The sequence below is a fragment of the Streptomyces sp. NPDC101181 genome (assembly GCF_044767975.1).
Lineage (GTDB): Bacteria > Actinomycetota > Actinomycetes > Streptomycetales > Streptomycetaceae > Streptomyces.
Genome location: NZ_JBIWOX010000023.1, coordinates 53650 through 72828 on the forward strand (window position 1 = coordinate 53650; position 19179 = coordinate 72828).

18 protein-coding genes are annotated in these 19179 nt (G+C 72.1%); 10 read left to right on the forward strand and 8 right to left on the reverse strand.

Annotated elements, in window-relative coordinates; all coding sequences use genetic code 11:
• Positions 1-236: 236 nt before the first annotated feature.
• The 6 genes from ACIRRU_RS27020 (at position 237) to ACIRRU_RS27045 (ending at position 5206) form a co-directional block, all read left to right on the forward strand.
• Positions 237-2096 (forward strand): phosphatidylglycerol lysyltransferase domain-containing protein, encoded by a 1860-nt coding sequence (locus tag ACIRRU_RS27020; protein ID WP_403684690.1) that lies wholly within the window; start codon positions 237-239, stop codon positions 2094-2096.
• Between the two features lie 123 nt (positions 2097-2219).
• Positions 2220-3017 carry a dihydropteroate synthase gene (gene folP / locus ACIRRU_RS27025; protein ID WP_403684831.1) on the forward strand — a complete coding sequence of 266 codons (798 nt, stop codon included), beginning with the start codon at positions 2220-2222 and terminating at the stop codon, positions 3015-3017.
• Positions 3014-3487 carry a nuclear transport factor 2 family protein gene (locus ACIRRU_RS27030; protein WP_403684693.1) on the forward strand — a complete coding sequence of 158 codons (474 nt, stop codon included), beginning with the start codon at positions 3014-3016 and terminating at the stop codon, positions 3485-3487. The genes folP and ACIRRU_RS27030 overlap by 4 nt, the downstream gene beginning before the upstream one ends.
• Positions 3488-3675: 188 nt before the next feature.
• Positions 3676-4035 carry a dihydroneopterin aldolase gene (gene folB / locus ACIRRU_RS27035; protein WP_363204803.1) on the forward strand — a complete coding sequence of 120 codons (360 nt, stop codon included), beginning with the start codon at positions 3676-3678 and terminating at the stop codon, positions 4033-4035.
• Entirely contained in the window at positions 4032-4643 is a 612-nt protein-coding gene (gene folK, locus ACIRRU_RS27040) for a 2-amino-4-hydroxy-6-hydroxymethyldihydropteridine diphosphokinase (RefSeq protein WP_363204802.1), read from the forward strand. Before folB ends, folK begins: the two co-directional genes overlap by 4 nt.
• Before the next feature lie 74 nt (positions 4644-4717).
• On the forward strand, positions 4718-5206 hold the full coding sequence (locus ACIRRU_RS27045) for a DUF3180 domain-containing protein (protein ID WP_403684697.1): 489 nt from the start codon (positions 4718-4720) through the stop codon (positions 5204-5206).
• Positions 5207-5255: 49 nt separating this feature from the next.
• On the opposite strand, the gene ACIRRU_RS27050 is transcribed toward ACIRRU_RS27045, so the two are convergent.
• From ACIRRU_RS27050 to dacB, 7 genes are all read right to left on the reverse strand, one after another.
• On the reverse strand, positions 5256-6245 hold the full coding sequence (locus ACIRRU_RS27050; RefSeq protein WP_403684700.1) for a hypothetical protein: 990 nt from the start codon (positions 6243-6245) through the stop codon (positions 5256-5258).
• Positions 6246-6312: 67 nt separating this feature from the next.
• Positions 6313-6918: a GTP cyclohydrolase I FolE gene (gene folE / locus ACIRRU_RS27055; protein ID WP_403684703.1), complete on the reverse strand. Its 606-nt coding sequence runs from the start codon at positions 6916-6918 to the stop codon at positions 6313-6315.
• 165 nt (positions 6919-7083) lie between these two features.
• Positions 7084-9141: an ATP-dependent zinc metalloprotease FtsH gene (gene ftsH / locus ACIRRU_RS27060; protein ID WP_363204799.1), complete on the reverse strand. Its 2058-nt coding sequence runs from the start codon at positions 9139-9141 to the stop codon at positions 7084-7086.
• Between the two features lie 183 nt (positions 9142-9324).
• Positions 9325-9864 carry a hypoxanthine phosphoribosyltransferase gene (hpt, locus tag ACIRRU_RS27065; RefSeq protein ID WP_069756216.1) on the reverse strand — a complete coding sequence of 180 codons (540 nt, stop codon included), beginning with the start codon at positions 9862-9864 and terminating at the stop codon, positions 9325-9327.
• Positions 9865-9971: 107 nt separating this feature from the next.
• A complete protein-coding gene (tilS, locus tag ACIRRU_RS27070) occupies positions 9972-11096 on the reverse strand; it encodes a tRNA lysidine(34) synthetase TilS (protein ID WP_403684706.1) in 1125 nt (374 codons plus the stop codon).
• A gap of 197 nt (positions 11097-11293) precedes the next feature.
• On the reverse strand, positions 11294-12427 hold the full coding sequence (locus ACIRRU_RS27075; RefSeq protein WP_403684709.1) for a zinc-dependent metalloprotease: 1134 nt from the start codon (positions 12425-12427) through the stop codon (positions 11294-11296).
• A 69-nt stretch (positions 12428-12496) separates the two neighbouring features.
• Positions 12497-13972: a D-alanyl-D-alanine carboxypeptidase/D-alanyl-D-alanine-endopeptidase gene (dacB, locus tag ACIRRU_RS27080; RefSeq protein ID WP_403684712.1), complete on the reverse strand. Its 1476-nt coding sequence runs from the start codon at positions 13970-13972 to the stop codon at positions 12497-12499.
• An 86-nt stretch (positions 13973-14058) separates the two neighbouring features.
• Between dacB and ACIRRU_RS27085 the strand changes: the two genes are divergently transcribed.
• Together ACIRRU_RS27085 and ACIRRU_RS27090 are read left to right on the forward strand one after the other, a co-directional pair.
• A complete protein-coding gene (locus tag ACIRRU_RS27085) occupies positions 14059-14553 on the forward strand; it encodes an inorganic diphosphatase (protein WP_003968257.1) in 495 nt (164 codons plus the stop codon).
• A 177-nt stretch (positions 14554-14730) separates the two neighbouring features.
• Positions 14731-16431: a threonine/serine exporter ThrE family protein gene (locus ACIRRU_RS27090; protein WP_403684715.1), complete on the forward strand. Its 1701-nt coding sequence runs from the start codon at positions 14731-14733 to the stop codon at positions 16429-16431.
• 159 nt (positions 16432-16590) lie between these two features.
• Here the strand turns inward: ACIRRU_RS27090 and ACIRRU_RS27095 are convergent, their stop codons facing one another.
• On the reverse strand, positions 16591-17289 hold the full coding sequence (locus ACIRRU_RS27095) for a DedA family protein (protein ID WP_403684718.1): 699 nt from the start codon (positions 17287-17289) through the stop codon (positions 16591-16593).
• Positions 17290-17440: 151 nt separating this feature from the next.
• Between ACIRRU_RS27095 and ACIRRU_RS27100 the strand changes: the two genes are divergently transcribed.
• Positions 17441-17806 carry a YbjQ family protein gene (locus tag ACIRRU_RS27100; RefSeq protein ID WP_403684721.1) on the forward strand — a complete coding sequence of 122 codons (366 nt, stop codon included), beginning with the start codon at positions 17441-17443 and terminating at the stop codon, positions 17804-17806.
• A 62-nt stretch (positions 17807-17868) separates the two neighbouring features.
• Entirely contained in the window at positions 17869-19167 is a 1299-nt protein-coding gene (locus tag ACIRRU_RS27105; protein WP_403684724.1) for an ion channel protein, read from the forward strand.
• Positions 19168-19179: the final 12 nt, after the last annotated feature.

Below are 19179 nucleotides of genomic sequence, written 5' to 3' on the forward strand. Positions count from 1 at the left end.
CTGATCACGCGGCACCGTGCCGCCGTCAGGCCGTGTCGCCATCAAGCCGTGTCGCCGCAGCCACCACGCCGTGACCCGGCCCTGTCGGCACCGTCTGCCGTACGGAAATCCCCGGCGGGAAATTTCCGGAATGTGGAGGAACCCGCGCTCCACCACCCCCGTCCTAGAGGGCGCACATCGTCCGTGGGGCTCCGGCCGACGGACTCCAGGAATCTCTCGCGAAGCCACGGGAAGCCATGTCTGTCACGCTAGATGGGGACAAGTCGGTATTGGTTCCGCCCGGGACGCCCCGGTCGCGCCGGGCGCGTGCGGTGCACGGCGTCCGCCGGGTGCTGCGCGGGCCGCGCCCCGACTCCGTACCGGCCGTCGTCGGCACCGCCTGCACCGTCGTCGGCCTCATCGACGTCGCCGCCGGGGTCTTCCCCCGCTTCCGGCACAGCCGGATGCACAGCGTCGCCGAGGTGCTCCCCGGGGCGCTCGGCCCGTTCGCCGCCGCTCTCTCGCTGAGCGCGGGCATCCTGCTGCTCCTGCTCGCGCACGGACTGAAGCGGCACAAGCGGCGGGCCTGGCGGGCCGCGGTGATCCTGCTGCCCGCGGGGGCCGTGGCGCAGTTCGCGTACCGGCACTCCGTCCTCGGCGTGCTGGTCTCGCTGACGCTGTGCGCCCTCCTGGTCCGCCACCGGGACCAGTTCCGGGCGCTGCCCGACCCGCGCAGCCGCTGGCGGGCGCTCGCCAACTTCGTACTGCTCGGGGCCTCTTCGCTGCTGCTCGGCCTGATCATCGTGAGCGTGCACCCGGGCCGGGTGGTCGGGGACCCGTCCATCGCGGACCGGCTCCAGCACGTGCTGTACGGCCTGTTCGGCATGGACGGCCCCGTCGAGTACGCCGGGCGGACCACCTGGACCGTGGCGTACTCCCTGGGCGCGCTCGGCCTGCTGACCGCCGTCACCACGATCTACCTCGCCTTCCGCCCCGAGCACCCGGCCGCCCGCCTCACCGAGGACGACGAGAGCAGGCTGCGGGCGCTGCTGGAGACGCACGGGGGGCGCGACTCGCTCGGCCACTTCGCGCTCCGCCGCGACAAGGGCGTCGTCTTCTCCCCCAGCGGCAAGGCCGCCGTCTGCTACCGGGTGGTCTCCGGGGTGATGCTCGCCAGCGGCGATCCGATCGGGGACGTCGAGGCCTGGCCGGGCGCTATCGAACGGTTCATGGACGAGGCGAAGGCCCACTCCTGGACCCCCGCCGTGATGGGGTGCAGCGAGACCGGTGGCCAGGTCTGGACCCGCGAGACCGGACTCACCGCCCTGGAACTGGGCGACGAGGCGGTGGTGGACACCGCGGATTTCTCCCTCGCCGGACGGGCCATGCGGAACGTGCGCCAGATGGTCAAGCGCATCGAACGCCATGGCTACGAGACCCGGGTCCGGCGGGCACGTGACATCGGCGGGCCCGAACTGGACCGCATCCGCCGGGCCGCCGCCGACTGGCGCGGCACCGACACCGAGCGCGGCTTCTCCATGGCGCTGGGGCGGATCGGAGACCCCGCCGACGGGGACTGCGTGATCGCCACCGCCCACCTCCCCGGCTCCACGACCGCCGCGCACGGCGACCTGAAGGCCGTCCTCCACTTCGTCCCCTGGGGGCGCGACGGGATGTCCCTGGAGCTGATGCGCCGGGACCGGTCCGCCGACCCCGGCATGAACGAACTGCTCATCGTGGCCTCGCTCCAGGCCGCCGGGAAGCTCGGCGTCGAGCGGGTCTCGCTGAACTTCGCGATGTTCCGCTCCGCGCTGGCCCGCGGCGAACGGCTCGGCGCGGGCCCGGTGCTCCGCTGCTGGCGCGGGCTGCTGATCTTCCTCTCCCGCTGGTTCCAGATCGAGTCGCTGTACAAGTTCAACGCCAAGTTCAAGCCGCGCTGGGAGCCCCGCTTCATGGTCTTCCGTACCAGCCGCGACCTGCCGCGCATCGGGATCGCGGCCATGCGGGCCGAGGGCTTCGTCAACGTCTCCCGGCCCCGCCCGTTCCGCTCCCGGGGCCCGCGCCCCTGCGGCCACACCCGTGACACCGCCCCGGAGCACGAGGTGAGCGCGGCGTAGGCGCGGCACCGGCGCGCCGTACGCGGCCGTCCGGGCCCGTTCGGGGCCTAGGCTGGTGGCATGAGTACGTCACACGCGCGGGGCACGGTCCATGGGCTGCCGGAGTGGGACCGCTGCGGAGTCATGGGAGTCGTCAACGTGACGCCCGACTCCTTCTCCGACGGGGGCCGCTGGTTCGACACCACGGCCGCCGTCAAGCACGGCCTGCACCTGGTGTCCGAGGGCGCGGACCTGGTCGACGTGGGCGGCGAGTCGACCCGCCCCGGCGCCAGCCGGGTGGACGAGGCCGAGGAACTGCGCCGGGTGATCCCGGTCGTCGAGGGCCTGGCCTCCGAAGGCGTCACCGTCTCGGTGGACACCATGCGCGCCCGCGTCGCCGACCGGGCCGTCGCGGCCGGGGCCGTCCTGGTCAACGACGTCAGCGGCGGCCTCGCCGACCCGGACATGATCCCCGCCGTCGCCGCCGCCGGCATCCCGTTCGTGGTGATGCACTGGCGCGGCTTCAGCGCGTCGATGAACAGCCGCGCGGTGTACGGGGACGTCGTCGCCGAGGTCCTGGACGAACTGCGGCAGCGCCTGGACGCGGTGATCGCGGGCGGCGTCGCTCCGGAACGCGTGGTGATCGACCCCGGCCTCGGCTTCGCGAAGCAGGCGCCCCACGACCTGGCGCTCGTCGCGCACCTGGCCGAACTGCACGCCCTGGGCCGCCCGCTGCTGGTCGCCGCCTCCCGCAAACGCTTCCTCGGGCACGTCCTGGCCGCCCCGGACGCCTCCCCGCCGCCCGCCCGCGAACGGGACGCGGCGACCGCGGCCGTCTCGGCCCTCGCCGCCCGGTCCGGCGCCTGGGCGGTACGGGTCCACGAGGTACGGGCCACCGCCGACGCGGTCCGGGTCGCCCGCGCGGTCGAGGGAGCCGAGTGAACGAGGAGCACGCACGGGCCGCCGCCGACATCGCGGAGGTGGAGGCGGCGAACACCGCCTTCTACGAGGCGCTGGAACAGGGCGACTACGAGAACCTCTCCGAGAGCTGGCTGCCCGGCGAGGACCTCACCGTCTCCTGCGTCCACCCCGGCTGGCCGGTGCTCACGGGCCGGGGCGAGGTGCTGCGCAGCTACGCGCTGATCATGGCGAACACCGAGTACATCCAGTTCTTCCTCACCGACGTCAACGTCGCGATGACCGGCGACACCGCCCTGGTGACCTGCACCGAGAACATCCTCAGCGGCGGCCCCGCCGAGGAGGGCAACGCACTGGGCCCCCTGGTCGGCCAGCTCGTCGTCGCCACGAACGTGTTCCGGCGCACACCCGACGGCTGGAAACTGTGGTCTCACCACGGTTCCCCCGTCCTGGCCGAAACCGACGAGGACGAGGACGGGGAAACGCCCGCCTGAGTGGGTACGGGACCCTCGGGAAGCCCCCGGCGCGCCCATCGCCCGGAGGCGGCCCGGCCCGGTGCGGGAGCACCCGGGCCCCCCACGGACGAACGTCGTCGGCGCCCGCGGGTAGATTCACCGGACGGCACCTCACCGCCCGCACGCGGCCGGGTGCCGCAGGACCAACGACAGCAGGAGTGATTCGCGTGGATCGTGTCGCGCTGCGCGGCCTCAAGGCCCGTGGACACCACGGCGTCTTCCCCCGGGAGCGGGAAGAAGGCCAGACCTTCATCGTCGACCTGGTGCTCGGCCTCGACACCCGCCCCGCGGCCGCCGCCGACGACCTGGCCCGCACCGTGCACTACGGCGTGGTCGCCGAGGAGGTCGTCGCCGTGGTGACCGGCGAACCGGTCGACCTGATCGAGACGCTCGCCGAACGCATCGCCCAGCAGTGCCTGACACACGAGGCCGTGCGGGAGGTTGAGGTCGTGGTACACAAACCGGACGCGCCGATCACCGTCCCCTTCGACGACGTGACCATCACCATCACCCGGAGCCGAGCATGACTGCGTTTTCCACCGAGGGGCAGAGCGACCCGACCGTACAGCCGGTGCCCACCGCCGTCGTCAAGCAGGTGGACGCCGCCGACATCACCCTGTCCAACCCGCAGATGGCCGTGATCGCCCTCGGGTCGAACCTGGGCAACCGTCTGGAGACCCTCCAAGGGGCCGTCGACGCCCTGGAGGACACCCCCGGCCTGCGGGTCAAGGCCGTCTCCCCGGTGTACGAGACCGAGCCCTGGGGCGTCGAGCCGGACACCCAGCCCGCCTACTTCAACGCGGTGATCGTCGTGAAGACGACGCTGCCCCCGGCGTCCCTGCTGGAGCGCGGCCAGGCCATCGAGGAAGCCTTCGACCGGGTCCGCGAGGAGCGCTGGGGCCCGCGCACGATCGACGTCGACATCGTGTCGTACGCCGACGTCCGCTCCGACGACCCGGTGCTCACCCTCCCCCACCCACGCGCCCACGAGCGGGCCTTCGTCCTGGCCCCCTGGCACGACATGGACCCCGAGGCCCAGCTGCCGGGCGCGGGGCCGGTCGCCCAGCTGCTCGACGGAGTCGGCCGTCAGGGCGTCCTGCCCCGCGCCGACCTGGAACTGCGCCTGCCGGAGTAATCGTTAGGCTCGACGGACGACGGTCCGGCGCACGGCCGGACCGGGCACAGGCGGCGCGAAGGGCGGCTCACTCGGTGAAGCAACTACGGCTCGGGGTACTGGCGGGCCTGTTCGCCGCCGCCGGTGTCCTCTCCTGGGGCGGGGCCCGCCTCTGGGACTCCCTCGGCACCCTGCCGAGCGTCCCGCTGGCCGCGGCGATCGTGCTCGCCGTGATCGCGGTGATCCTCCTGGCCACCGCGCTCTCCACCCGGGCCCGCCTCCGCGCCCAGCGCGAACGCCGCCCCGGCGCCAAGGGCGTCGAGCCGCTGTTCGCGGCCCGCGCGGTTGTCTTCGGCCAGGCGAGCGCCCTGGTCACCGCCCTGGTCGCCGGGATGTACGGCGGCGTCGGCGTCTTCCTCCTCGGCTTCCTCGACGTCCCGCCCCGCCGCGACCAGGCCATCTACGCCGCCGCCGCGGTGCTCGCCGGCCTCGGCGTCGTCGCGGCCGCCCTCTTCCTGGAACGCGTCTGCCGCCTCCCCGAGGACGGCGACGACCACGACGGCACAGGCGCGGCGGCGGCATAGCCCCCGATGCGAGGCCGGTTGGCGGCGCGCCGTGGGGGTCCGGGGGCGGTCATGCCGCCGCGCGGACCAGATGCCCGTTGACCAGAAACGCCGGATGCGGCCGAAGCCGGTATCGGTAGACGGTGAACGGCTTGCCGGACGCGAGGCGGGGCCGCACGGACTCGACGGTCACCCAGCCGGATTCCACGGGATCGGCGTCGTGACATTCCGGCCGGAACGTGCCGCGGGCAGCCCAGCGGTCCACCAGGACCAGATGCGACGCCAGGCCTTTCCTCGCGGGGGTGAACCGTGCGCCGATGATCTCGGCGAGGTCGACGAGGAACGGCACATTGGCACTGACCAGGATCCGGCCGGCCCAGTGTTTGGCACGGCACCCGTCACCGTCCGCGTAGCCGTCGAGGAAACCGTCGAAGACCTCGCGGTCCCGCAGCACCACACGAGGAAACGCCTGCCTCATGTGGTGCGCGTCGCCGCCGGCGTACTGGCGCAAGGCGTCGGCGAGGTAGGAGGACACCACCCGCACCCGGAAGCCCGGGATCTCCCGGCCCAGGAAGCCCGAGGGCCGGGTCACGGGCTGGAGCCGGGCTGTCAGACCCGTCGCCTCGCTGAGGCTGCGCGCGTACCGGGTGGCGAACGCCTCGTCGTTCACGACGAGCGAGACGTAGTTCTTGCCCACCGTGCCGTCGGCACAGGTGGCCCCGACGAAATAGCCGAACGCGTATCCCATGCGGAACGTGAGGCGTTCACGGCAGAGCTTGCGCGCGTGCGTCCACGCGACGGTCCTGCCCGCCGCGTCCTCGGCACGGATCCAGCCGCCCGGAGTGGCCAGCAGAAGGTCACCGGAGACCGTGAAAGCCGCGTGACTCGTGACGACCTCGACGACCGTCCGCGCCCTGACGGCCGTCACGCCCGTGACCGTCGTCTGTGCCGTGCGCGATCCGTCCAGCGTCCACAGCTTGGCGCCGACGGTGACCTCCCGGGCCTGGAGGCGCCCTCCCACCGCGTTCACGGTCTGCCTGCTCGGTAACCCGTCGTTCATACGTCGCTCCTCGGCCTGCTCACCGTCACAGGCCGAGGAGCGTATCGGGCACCACTGACAAAGCTGGCTAACGCGCCAGTATGAGGCTCATCGCCTCGGCGCGGGTCGAGGCGTCGCGCAACTGGCCGCGTACGGCCGACGTCGTGGTCTTCGCCCCGGGCTTGCGGATGCCCCGTACCGACATGCACATGTGCTCCGCCTCGATCACCACGATCGCGCCCCGCGCTTCCAGGATCCGCATGAGGGAGTCCGCCACCTGTGTGGTGAGGCGTTCCTGCACCTGGGGCCTGCGGGCGAAGACGTCCACCAGGCGGGCCAGCTTCGACAGACCGGTGATCTTGCCGGAGTCGGCCGGGATGTAGCCGACGTGCGCGACGCCGTGGAAGGGCAGCAGGTGGTGTTCACAGAGCGACATGATCTCGATGTCCTTCACCAGGACCATCTCGTCGTGTCCGAGGTCGAAGGTCGTGGTCAGGACATCCTCGGGTTCCTGCCGGAGACCGGCGAGGATCTCCTGGTACGCCCGCGCCACCCGCCCCGGGGTCTCCCGCAGGCCCTCGCGGTCCGGGTCCTCGCCGACGGCGATGAGCAGTTCGCGTACGGCGGCCTCGGCTCGCTTCTCGTCGAATTCGCCGATCGAACCCTGGCCGTCCAGCGTCACCGGGTCGGTCATCTGTGCCTCGTTCCTCTGTGCTGCCCCGTGCGCGGATCGCACGCGGACATCGCAGGCATACGGAAAAGCCGCGCCCCCACAGGCTAGAACCTGGGGGGCGCGGCGTGCATTCCGAAGCAGGTGGGGCGGCCCGTGACGGGTGTCTCACCTGGTGCGGGGAGCGGGTCAGCCGTTGTTGTCGGGGCGCTCCTCGGGGATCGCCTCGGTGGACGGGGTGATGTCCTTCGTGAGGTCCGTCGGGGCGATCTCCGGCGGGGTGGCCGAGCCGTTGGCGCTGCCGTTGGTCAGGGCCAGCTCCTTGGGCGAGAGGACCGGCGGGCGCGTCGACGGGGTGCGTCGGGCGGAGCCGGTCCAGGCCGGGCGGGCGGGACGCTTGACGATGGGGGCGAAGATCTCCGCGATCTCGTCCTTGCCGAGCGTCTCCTTCTCCAGGAGTTCGAGCACGAGGTGGTCGAGGATGTCGCGGTTCTCGACGAGGATCTCCCACGCGTCGTTGTGGGCGGTCTCGATGAGCTTCTTGACCTCCTCGTCCACCAGGGCCGCGACCTCTTCGGAGTAGTCGCGCTGGTGGCCCATCTCGCGGCCCAGGAAGGGCTCCGAGTTGTCGCCGCCGAACTTGATCGCGCCGAGCCGCTCCGTCATGCCGTACTGCGTGACCATCGCGCGGGCCGTCGCCGTGGCCTTCTCGATGTCGTTGGCCGCGCCGGTGGTCGGGTCGTGGAAGACCAGCTCCTCGGCCGCGCGCCCGCCCAGCATGTACGCCAGCTGGTCGAGCATCTCGTTGCGGGTCGTGGAGTACTTGTCCTCCTCCGGGAGCACCATCGTGTAACCGAGGGCGCGGCCGCGGGAGAGGATCGTGATCTTGTGGACCGGGTCCGACTGGGGGGAGGCCGCCGCGACCAGGGCGTGTCCGCCCTCGTGGTACGCGGTGATCTTCTTCTCCTTCTCGGACATGATCCGGGTCCGCTTCTGCGGACCCGCCACGACCCGGTCGATCGCCTCGTCGAGGCTCTCGTTGTCGATGAGCTTCTTGTCGCTGCGCGCCGTCAGGAGCGCGGCTTCGTTGAGCACGTTCGACAGGTCGGCACCGGTGAAGCCGGGCGTGCGGCGGGCGACGGCGCCGAGGTCGACGCCCTCCGCCACGGGCTTGCCCTTCTGGTGCACCTTGAGGATCTCCAGGCGGCCCTGCATGTCGGGGCGGTCGACCGCGATCTGCCGGTCGAAGCGGCCCGGACGCAGGAGCGCCGGGTCGAGGATGTCGGGGCGGTTGGTGGCGGCGATCAGGATGACGCCGCCCTTCACGTCGAACCCGTCCATCTCGACGAGCAGCTGGTTGAGCGTCTGCTCGCGCTCGTCGTGACCGCCGCCCATGCCGGCGCCGCGGTGGCGGCCGACGGCGTCGATCTCGTCGACGAAGACGATCGCCGGGGCGTTCGCCTTGGCCTGCTCGAAGAGGTCGCGGACCCGGCTGGCGCCGACACCGACGAACATCTCCACGAAGTCGGAGCCGGAGATCGAGTAGAACGGCACGCCCGCCTCGCCCGCGACGGCGCGCGCGAGGAGCGTCTTGCCCGTACCGGGCGGACCGTAGAGCAGGACACCCTTGGGGATCTTGGCGCCGACGGCCTGGAACTTCGCCGGTTCCTGGAGGAACTCCTTGATCTCGTGGAGCTCCTCGACGGCCTCGTCGGACCCCGCCACGTCGGCGAAGGTCGTCTTGGGGGTGTCCTTGGTGATCAGCTTGGCCTTGGACTTGCCGAACTGCATGACCTTGGAGCCGCCGCCCTGCATCTGGTTCATCAGAAACAGGAAGACGACCACGATGAGGACGAAGGGGAGCAGCGAGAGCAGGATCGAGACGAACGGGGACTGCTTCGACGGCGAGATGGTGTAACCCTTCTCGATGTCGCCGTTCTCGAACTTCTGCTGGAGCGTGTCGGCGAGCTCGACGCCCTGGTTGCCGATGTAGCTCGCCTGGAACTTGCTGCCGTCCTCGCCCTGGAGCTTCTGGCCCTTCTTCAGCTCGACCTTGAGGATTTGTTCGTCACCGGTGGTCAGCTTGGCCTGCTCCACCTGGTTCTTACTGATCGCCTGGACCACCTTGGCGGTGTCCACCGTCTTGTAGCCGCCCGACGAGCCGACGACCTGCATCAACACGACCACGGCGAGGACGGCCAGCACGATCCACATGACCGGCCCACGGAAGTATCGCTTCACGTCCATCCACACGGAGCGAAGTCGCTCCGTTCCTCCTGCCCAGTAGTGAAATGCTGCTGTTTGAAAAGAGTGTTCTTCGGACGGTACCCCAGCATGGGCACCGGCGACCGCTGGGTGCGGCGGAGAAACCTGCTTTCAGAGCTTCAACGCCCCGAAGGCGATGAGGGTTCCCGCGCGTTCGGGCGAGGGTCAGCCGCCGTAGACGTGCGGCGCGAGGGTGCCGACGAAGGGCAGGTTGCGGTACTTCTCCGCGTAGTCCAGCCCGTAGCCGACGACGAACTCGTTGGGGATGTCGAAGCCGATCCACTTCACGTCGATGGCGACCTTCGCGGCGTCCGGCTTGCGCAGCAGGGTGCAGACCTCCAGCGAGGCCGGTTCCCGGGAGCCCAGGTTGGACAGCAGCCAGGACAGCGTCAGGCCGGAGTCGATGATGTCCTCGACGATCAGGACGTGCTTGCCCTTGATGTCGGTGTCCAGGTCCTTGAGGATCCGGACGACACCGGAGGACTGGGTGCCCGCGCCGTACGAGGAGACGGCCATCCAGTCCATCGTGACGGGGGTGGACAGCGCGCGCGCCAGGTCCGCCATGACCATCACCGCGCCCTTGAGGACGCCGACGATCAGCAGGTCCCTGCCCGCGTACTCCGCGTCGATCTTCGCGGCCAGCTCGACGAGCTTCGCGTCGATCTCTTCCTTGGTGAGGAGCACCGACTGAAGGTCGGTACCCATGTCCTTCTCGTTCACCCACGTCTCTTTCTGTGCTGCCGACGCCCTGCCCGCCGGTCCGGGCGGACCCGGACCGGCGGCGGTTCGTCCGCACTTCAGCCGCTCGCGCGTCAGCTCTGCCGGATGACCAGTCTGCCACCCTGCCGCTGGGCCTCGACGCGGCCGGGCAGGTTGATGGCTCGCTGGCCGCGCCAGCCGGTGATCAGGCGGTCGATTTCCTCGATGTGCCGGGCGAAGAGGGAACCGGCGGGCGCCCCGGCCTCGATGACGGCCCGGCGCAGCACCCGGCGGCGTACCGCGGGCGGCAGGGCGTAGAGGCCCGCGCACTCCAGGCCGCCGGTCTCGTCCCGTACGGACAGCTCGGCCTCGGCGGCCCAGGTGTCCAGGGCGTCGGCGTCGTCGCGGGAGAGCTGGGCGGTCCGGGCGAGGGCTTCGACGACGCCTTTGCCGAGCGCCTTCTCCAGGGCGGGCAGGCCCTCGTGGCGGAGCCGGGAGCGGGTGTAGGCGGGGTCGGTGTTGTGCGGGTCGTCCCAGACGGGGATCGACTGGACCAGGCAGGCCTTGCGGGCGGTCTGGCGGTCGAGCTGGAGGAAGGGGCGGCGGTAGCGGCCGGCGGGTCCGGAGGCGGCGGCCATGCCGGAGAGCGAGCGGATGCCGGAGCCGCGGGCGAGGCCGAGGAGGACCGTCTCGGCCTGGTCGTCGCGGGTGTGGCCGAGGAGGACGGCGGCGGCGCCGTGGCGTTCGGCGGCGGCGTCCAGCGCGGCGTAGCGGGCGTCGCGGGCCGCGGCCTCGGGGCCGCCGTCGCGTCCGACGTGCACGGCGACGGCCTCGACGGGGTCGAGGTCCATGGCGGCGAGCCGGGCGACGACCTCGGCGGCGCGCAGGTCGGATCCGTGCTGGAGGTTGTGGTCGACGGTGATGCCGCCGGCCCGGACGGAGAGCTTGCGGGCCTCGAACGCGAGGGCGGAGGCGAGCGCCATGGAGTCGGCGCCGCCGGAGCAGGCGACGAGGACGAGCGGGGCGTCGGGGCGCTCGGGGAGGGCGGTCCGGCCGGGGAGGGCCGGGGCGCCCGCGGCGCCGGCTTCGGCGTAGCGGGGGCGGGCGGCGGGCGCGGGGGGCCTGGCCGCTCCGGCGGGCCGGTGGGGGTCGGCGTGCCGGTGGAATTCGGTGAGGACGTCGTGGAGTACGCGGCGGACCGCCAGGCGTATCGCCGCGACCGCAGGATGGGGACCCATGTCCGGTGCCCTTCGTGGAGTTCGGGAGGTGCGTCGAGCGCCGGAACGCGGGAGTCCCGTCACTCAGAGTGCGTCGATGGTGACAGAGGCAAGCTGTTCATCGAGCATTGCACGCCTTCCCATGCCCCTATGGTCCCTCGGATGGGTGATTAGGGGGCGAATTCCGGTCCCCGGGGAGTATCCGCGCCGCCCGATGGTCAGGATTCGGCCTTACGGTGCACGCGCGCGACCCAGTCGGCGGGCCGGGCGATCTCGGCCTTGGTCGGGAGGGTGTTGGGCGAGGTCCAGACCCGGTTGAAGCCGTCCATGCCGACCTCGTCGACGACCGACCGGACGAACTTCTCGCCGTCCTTGTACTGCCGGAGCTTGGCGTCCAGGCCGAGGAGCTTGCGCAGGGCCTGGTCGAGGCGTCCGGCGCCGCGGGCCCGGCGCTGCTGGAACTTCTCCCGGATCTCGGCGACGGAGCCGACGACCTCGGGGCCCACGCCGTCCATCACGTAGTCCGCGTGCCCTTCGAGCAGGGACATGACGGCGGTGAGCCGGCCGAGGATCTCGCGCTGGGCGGGGGTCTGGACGACGTCGACGAGGCTGCGGTCGTCCCGGTCGCCCTCCTCGCCCTCGGGGCGGCCGCCGGAGAGGGACTGGGCCGCCTCGCGGAGCCGTTCCACGAAGGTCGCCGGGTCGACGTCGGTCTCGTCGAGGAACGTCTGGATCTCGCCCCGGAGGTGGTCGCGGAGCCAGGGCACGCCGGTGAACTGGGTGCGGTGGGTCTCCTCGTGGAGGGCGACCCAGAGCCGGAAGTCGTGCGGGGCGACGTCCAGTTCGCGTTCGACGTGGACGATGTTGGGGGCGACGAGCAGCAGGCGTCCGCCGCCGGTCGCGGAGGCGGGCAGCTCGCGGGTGGCGGGGGCGAAGGTCTCGTACTGGCCGAGCACCCGGGAGGCGAGGAACGACAGCAGCAGGCCCAGCTCGACGCCGGTGACCTTGCCGCCGACCGCGCCGAGGACGGCGCCGCCGGGTCCGCCGGGGCGGCGGCTCTCCATCTTGGTGAGCAGGGGCTGGAGGAGTTCGCGGAAACCGGCGACGTTGGCCCTGATCCAGCCGGGGCGGTCCACGACGAGGACGGGGGTGTCCTCGGGCTCGGTCCCCTCGGGGATCATCCGGGTGAAGAGCCGGACGTGCTCCTCCGAGGCCTTGGCGTGCCGCCGCAGCTCCGCGACGACGGCGCGGGCCTCCTCGCGGCTGATGTCGGGCCCCGGCCGTACGAGCCGGGTCGCGGTCGCCACCGCGAGATTCCAGTCGACCATCTCGGCACCACCGATGCTCGTCATGCGTCAACCGTACGTGAGCCGGTCGCCCGGTGGTGGGGTCTTGTGCGGCTCTTCGGGTGCCGTGCCGCTTCAGCCGCGCTGTCCGGCCAGGGCGGTGGCCAGGGCGTCGAGGGCCGGTTCGGCCTCGGCCGCCGAGCTGCTGCCGGAGGCGAGGAAGGCGAAGGCGAGGAGGCGGCCCCGGGGGTCGACGACGGTTCCGGCGAGGGAGTTGACGCCGCTGAGGGTGCCGGTCTTGGCGCGGATCAGGCCGGTGCCTCCGGCGGCCTCCTCGTAGCGTCCGTCGAGGGTGCCGGTGAATCCGGCGACCGGGAGACCGGTGAGCGCGGGGCGCAGTCCGGGGCGCTCGGGGTCGGCGGCGCGGGCGAGGAGGGCGGTGAGGAGGGCGGGGGTGACCTTGTCCTTGCGGTCCAGGCCGCTGCCGTCGGCGAGGCGGGCGCCCGCCACCGGGACCTGGAGCTTCTTCAGTTCGTTGGTGACGGCGCGGCGGGCTCCGGCGAAGTCGGCGCTCTCGCCCTTGGCGATGGCGGTCTGCCGGGCGAGGGCCTCGGCGATGTCGTTGTCGCTGTTGGTGAGGGTGCGCTCGACGAGGGCGGAGAGCGGGGCGGAGTCGTGGGTGGCGACCGTGCGGGCCTTGTCGGCCGCGCGGGCCTCGCGGGGTGCGCCGGTGACCTTGACGCCCGCCTTCATCAGCTCGGCGGCGAAGGCGCGGGCGGCGTCGTCGGCGGGGTCATCGGAGCGTTCGGCGGGGCCGCGGTCGGTGCCGTCGGTGCGGCCCTCGTCGACCATCAGGGCGGTGACGGGCGCGATGTTCTCGTTGGGGCTGATCGGGTGGAGCACGGGGCCGGTGTAGCGGGAGGTGTCGTAGGCGAGCCGTACGGAGTCCTCGTCCTTCTCGCGCAGGGCCTTCGCCGCGTCGGTGGCCATCGAGCGCAGGGCGGCCCTGCTCAGGGTGGGGTCGCCGCCGCCGACGAGGGTGAGGGTGCGGGCGTCGGGGGAGAGCGCGACGGTGGTGGCGATGCGGTGGTCGGGGCCGAGGGCGGAGAGCGCGGCGACGGTGGTGGCGATCTTGACCGTGGAGGCCGGGGTCATCGGGGTGGTGGCGCCCCGCCCGTACAGCTGCTCGCCGGTGGCGGTGTCGACGACGGACGCGGCGACCTTGTCGCCGAGCGCGGGCACGCCGATGAGCGGGGCGAGGGTGCCCTTGAGGCCCGCGGGGTCCTGGGGGGTGCCCTCGGCCGCGGTGGAGAGGGCGGGGAGGACGGGCGGGGCGCTGGGGGCGGGGCGGGTGCCGTCGGGCGTGGAGCGGCCGTGATGTGCGCCACCTGTCGAGTCCGCGGCGGCTGCCAGCTCCCGCTCGGCCTTACGCTGACCGTTGTCCCAGGGGCCGGCGGCGAGGACGGCGCCGGTGGCGACGACCAGGCCGAGCGCGGCGGAGCCTGCGACGAGCCGCCAGGGCTGCGAGCCGTCACGTCCCTTCGTGATCCTCTTCAGCCCGCCCCAGGGGTCCGACGGGCGCTTCGACGGTTCTTCCACCGGCTCGGCCACCGTTGACCAGCCCCTTTCGCGAGCACTCTTCTGCGTGGGGGACACTTAATCACCAGTCGTATGTGTTGATCATGGAGGAGCCACCCGTGGAGTTCGACGTCACCATCGAGATCCCGAAGGGTTCGCGGAACAAGTACGAGGTGGACCACGAGACCGGTCGGATCCGCCTGGACCGTCGACTCTTCACCTCGACCAGCTACCCGGCCGACTACGGCTTCGTCGAGAACACCCTCGGCGAGGACGGCGACCCGCTGGACGCGCTGGTCATCCTGGACGAGCCGACCTTCCCCGGCTGCCTCATCAAGTGCCGCGCCATCGGCATGTTCCGGATGACCGACGAGGCGGGCGGCGACGACAAGCTGCTGTGCGTCCCGGCCTCGGACCCGCGGGTGGAGCACCTGCGCGACATCCACCACGTGTCGGAGTTCGACCGCCTGGAGATCCAGCACTTCTTCGAGGTCTACAAGGACCTGGAGCCGGGCAAGTCCGTCGAGGGCGCCGACTGGGTCGGCCGCGCCGAGGCGGAGGCCGAGATCGAGGCCTCGTACAAGCGTCTTGAGGCTCAGGGCGGCGCGCACTGACGTCATCCTTCCGGTTCCGTTTGTGAGCCGGCCGGCGGTACGGGAACGGGCGGTACACCTGCGTGGGTGTGCCGCCCGTCGCGCTGTGTGCATCGCCTCGTCATCCGGGACTCATGTCGGTGGCCATACTGGGCAGACGTGCGCCCGGGAAGATCAGCCGAGGAGGAACGAGGTCGAGTGGTGGCGGAATCGGGGGGTCCTGAGGACCAGAAGCCCCAGTCCGACGAGGCACGCAGCGCCTTCGCCCCGCCCGCGGGGACGATGCAGCCGGTGTCGCCGCCCGAGGAGGACCATCCGACATCGGAGTTCGCCGTCCCGAGCGGGGTGGTGTCCGACGCGGGCGGCACGGCGTCCGCGGGCCACGGCTCCGTGGGCGGTTCGAACTCCGACACGTTGAGTTCCGCTTTCACCCCGCCGAGCAGTTACTCGGCGCGGCAGTCGCCGCCCGCGTTCACCCCGGCGCAGGGCATTCCGATGGTCAAGCTGACCAAGGAAGCACCCTGGCAGGACCGGATGCGCACGATGCTGCGGATGCCGGTGACCGAGCGTCCGGCCGCGGAGACCGTGCAGCACACCGGGGACGAGACCGGTCCGGCCGTTCCGCGCGTGCTCGACCTGACGCTGCGTATCGGGGAGCTGCTGCTGGCGGGCGGTGAGGGCGCCGAGGACGTCGAGGCGGCGATGTTCGCGGTGACCCGGTCCTACGGGCTGGACCGCAGCGAGCCGACGGTGACGTTCACCCTGCTGTCCATCTCGCACCAGCCGTCGCTGGTCGACGACCCGGTGACGGCGAGCCGTACGGTACGCCGCCGGGGCACCGACTACACCCGGCTGGCGGCGGTGTTCCAGCTGGTGGACGACATCACCAGCGAGGACGCCGAGGTGTCCCTGGAGGAGGCCTACCGGCGGCTCGCGGAGATCCGCAGGAACCGCCACCCCTACCCGGGCTGGGTGCTGACCGCGGCGGCCGGACTGCTGGCCGGTTCGGCCTCGGTGCTGGTCGGCGGTGGACCGCTGGTGTTCCTGGTGGCGGCGGCGGGCGCGATGCTCGGCGACCGGCTGGCCTGGCTGTGCGCCGGGCGGGGGCTGCCGGAGTTCTACCAGTTCATGGTCGCCGCGATGCCGCCCGCCGCGATGGGGGTGGCGCTGACGCTGACCCACTCGACGGACGTGCGCCCCTCCGCGGTGATCACCGGTGGGCTGTTCGCGCTGCTGCCGGGGCGGGCGCTGGTGGCGGGGGTGCAGGACGGGCTGACCGGCTACTACATCACCGCCTCCGCCCGGCTGCTGGAGGTCATGTACTTCTTCATCGGGATCGTCGCGGGTGTGCTGATCGTGCTCTACCTGGGGTTGCAGCTGGGGGCGCAGCTCAATCCGGAGGCCCGGTTCACCGAGTACCACAACCCGGAGGCGCAGATCCTCGCGTCGATGGCGCTGAGCCTGGCCTTCGCGATCCTGCTCCAGCAGGAGCGGTCCACCGTGCTGGCGGTCACCCTGAACGGCGGGGTGGCCTGGATCATCTTCGGGGCGATGGCCCGGACCGGGAACATCTCGCCGGTGGCGGCGACCGCGGTGGCGGCCGGTCTGGTGGGCCTGTTCGGCCAGTTGTTCTCGCGCTACCGCTTCACCTCATCGCTGCCGTACATCACGGCGGCGATCGGGCCGCTGCTGCCCGGTTCGGCGACGTACTTCGGTCTGCTGGGCGTGGCGCAGAACGAGCTGGTCGCCGGGCTCGCCTCGCTGACCACGGCGGTCGCGACGGCACTGGCCATCGCGATCGGGGTGAACCTGGGGAGCGAGATCTCCCGGCTGTTCATGGGGGCGCCCGGTGCGGTCGGCGGCGCCCGCCGGGCGGCGAAGCGCACCCGCGGCTTCTGACCCGGCCGGTAGGCGGGGCCGGGCGCCGCGGCCGGTACGCGGGGCGGAGGGCGGTGGCCCCGCCCGTACGCGGATACGGACACGGGAAGAGCCCCTCCCCCGGGTGTCGTGGGGCGAAGCTCTTCCCGTGCGTACCAGCTCGTGCGTATGAGAGGGGGGTCAGCGCTTGGCGTGGCGGCCGCGCTGGCCGGGGGCCGGAGGGCCGACGGGGCCGTCCGGCGTCTCGGCGGCGGCCTTCTTGGACTGGCTGCGGGCCCGGAGGACCTCGATCACGATCGGCAGCACGGAGACCAGCACGATCAGGATGAGGATCTTCTCGATGTGCTGGTGCACGAAGTCGATCTTGCCGAGGAGCGCGCCGAGCACGGTGACGCCCACGCCCCAGAGCAGGGCGCCGATGATGTTGTAGATGACGAACAGGCGGTAGTTCATCCGGCTGACGCCCGCGATGATCGGCGTGAACGTGCGGACGATGGGCACGAAGCGGGCCAGGACCAGGGACTTCGGCCCGTGCTTCTCGAAGAAGGCGTGGGCCTTCTCCACGTTCTCCTGCTTGAAGAGGCGGGAGTCCGGGCGCTTGAAGAGGGCGGGGCCGACCTTGCGACCGAAGAGATAGCCCACCTGGTCGCCGAGGATCGCGGCGATGGCGATCAGGGTGCAGACCAGCCAGAGCGGGTACTTCAGCTGTCCCGTGGTGACCAGGAGACCCGTGGTGAACAGCAGGGAGTCGCCGGGGAGGAAGAAGCCGATCAGGAGTCCGGACTCGGCGAAGACGATGAGGAGCAGGCCGGGGAGGCCGAACGTGTTGAGCAGATAGTCCGGGTCCAGCCAGCTCGGGCCGAGCGCAAGCGTATTCAAGGGTCCGGGCTCCAGGATGAGGTGTGCGATGACGGCTGCGTAGCCACCCAAGCTACCAACGCCCGGTGTATGCCTCTGGTTCCAGTGGCGCACAGCGGGCATGCGCATCCTACGGAGCGGCCCGAAGCTGATCACAGGAGGTGCCACGGACATGGGCATTGAGGAATTCGGCGGCGGTCAGACCGCCCAGGCGGATGTACTGGTCGTCACCACGAACGACGTGCCGGGCTACCAGGTGACGGAGGTCATCGGCGAGGTCTTCGGGCTGACCGTCCGCTCGCGCCATCTCGGCAGCCAGATCGGTGCCGGGCTGAAGTCGATGATCGGCGGCGAGCTGAGGGGGCTGACCAAGACGCTGGTGGAGACCCGCAACCAGGCGATGGAACGGCTCGTGGAGCAGGCGCGGGCCCGGGGCGCCAACGCGGTCCTGATGATGCGCTTCGACGTGACCGAGGCGCAGGACGTCGGCACGGAGGTCTGCGCGTACGGCACGGCGGCGGTGATCAGCAAGGGGTGACGCGGGCGGACGGCGGGGCAGCTATGCGGCTTTTGCCCGATCGGTGACTCTATGGTGAGCCGGTGGCTGCCCCTGAACCCCCCGCGCCCCCGCCGCCCGCTCCCCCGCTCCCGGCGGCCACCCCGGCCCGGCGGCTGCTGCCGCTCGTGCCGCCCGCGCTCGGCGTGGGAGTGGCCTGCGCGCTGATCCTGCTCGGGGTCAGCGTGCTGGCGGAGCGGCTCCAGGACGTGCTGTGGGGAAGCCTTCCGGACGCGCTCGGCGTCGGCCGCTTCTCCGCGCTGTGGATGATCGTGATGCTCACCGCGACCGGGCTCGCGGTGGGTCTCGTCCTGCGGGCCGTCCCCGGGCACGGCGGGCCCGACCCGGCCACCACCGGACTGGTCGACGCCCCGATGCGGCCCGGTGTCGTCCCCGGGCTGCTCCTGGTGACCGTGCTGGCGCTGGCGGGCGGGGTGAGCCTCGGGCCGGAGAACCCGATCACCGCCGCCAACATCGCCCTCGCCTTCTGGCTGGGCCGCCGTGCCGCGCCCGGGGCGCCCGCCGAACTGTGGGTGGCGCTCGCGTCGGCCGGAACGATCGGGGCCCTGTTCGGCACCCCGGTCGCGGCCGCGCTGATCCTCTCCGAGGCGCTGGCCTCCCAGCCGGGCCCCGGGGCGTTCTGGGACCGGCTGTTCGCTCCGCTCGCGGCCGGTACGGCGGGGGCGCTGACCATGTCGCTGATCGCGGAGCCCAGCTTCGGCCTCTCCCTGCCCGGCTACTCCGATCCGCGCTGGGGCGATCTGGCGGCCGCCCTCGTGATCGCCCCGGCGGGCGCGCTGCTCGGCCTGCTCGCGGTGTACGCCTTCCCCTGGGCGCACCGGGTGTTCACCGCCCTGCGGCATCCGGTGCTCGCGCTGACGCTCGGCGGCCTGGCACTGGGGCTGCTCGGGGCGCTGGGCGGCCGGCTGACCCTCTTCAAGGGGCTGGAGGAGGTCAAGGAGATCGCCGGGGACCCGGAGGGCTGGTCGGCGGGCGCGTTCGTGGGGATGGCCGTGGTGAAGGTGGCCGCCCTGGTGACGGCGGCGGCCTGCGGCTTCCGGGGCGGGCGGATCTTCCCGGCGGTCTTCGCGGGGGTGGCGCTCGGGCTCGGCGCGCACGCCCTGGTCGACGCCGTGGCACCGGCGCTCGCGGTCTCCTGCGCGGTGCTGGGGATGCTGCTCGCCGTCACCCGGCAGGGCTGGGTGAGCCTGTTCACGGCGGCGGTGCTGGTGGGCGACGCGGGGGTGCTGCCGCTGCTGTGCGCGGCCGTGCTGCCCGCGTGGCTGCTGGTCACCGGGCGGCCCCTGATGCAACTGGACGGGGACGGCGCGCCGCTGCGGTGAGGCGTACGGGGC

Excerpts from the sequence above, each read along its gene's own strand:
- ACIRRU_RS27020 (WP_403684690.1), top strand. The coding sequence starts at position 237 with ATGTCTGTCACGCTAGATGGGGACAAGTCGGTATTGGTTCCGCCCGGG.
- folP (WP_403684831.1), top strand. The coding sequence starts at position 2,220 with ATGGGAGTCGTCAACGTGACGCCCGACTCCTTCTCCGACGGGGGCCGC.
- folK (WP_363204802.1), top strand. The coding sequence starts at position 4,032 with ATGACTGCGTTTTCCACCGAGGGGCAGAGCGACCCGACCGTACAGCCG.
- ACIRRU_RS27050 (WP_403684700.1), bottom strand. The coding sequence starts at position 6,245 with ATGAACGACGGGTTACCGAGCAGGCAGACCGTGAACGCGGTGGGAGGG.
- folE (WP_403684703.1), bottom strand. The coding sequence starts at position 6,918 with ATGACCGACCCGGTGACGCTGGACGGCCAGGGTTCGATCGGCGAATTC.
- ftsH (WP_363204799.1), bottom strand. The coding sequence starts at position 9,141 with ATGGACGTGAAGCGATACTTCCGTGGGCCGGTCATGTGGATCGTGCTG.
- hpt (WP_069756216.1), bottom strand. The coding sequence starts at position 9,864 with ATGGGTACCGACCTTCAGTCGGTGCTCCTCACCAAGGAAGAGATCGAC.
- tilS (WP_403684706.1), bottom strand. The coding sequence starts at position 11,096 with ATGGGTCCCCATCCTGCGGTCGCGGCGATACGCCTGGCGGTCCGCCGC.
- ACIRRU_RS27075 (WP_403684709.1), bottom strand. The coding sequence starts at position 12,427 with ATGACGAGCATCGGTGGTGCCGAGATGGTCGACTGGAATCTCGCGGTG.
- ACIRRU_RS27100 (WP_403684721.1), top strand. The coding sequence starts at position 17,441 with ATGGGCATTGAGGAATTCGGCGGCGGTCAGACCGCCCAGGCGGATGTA.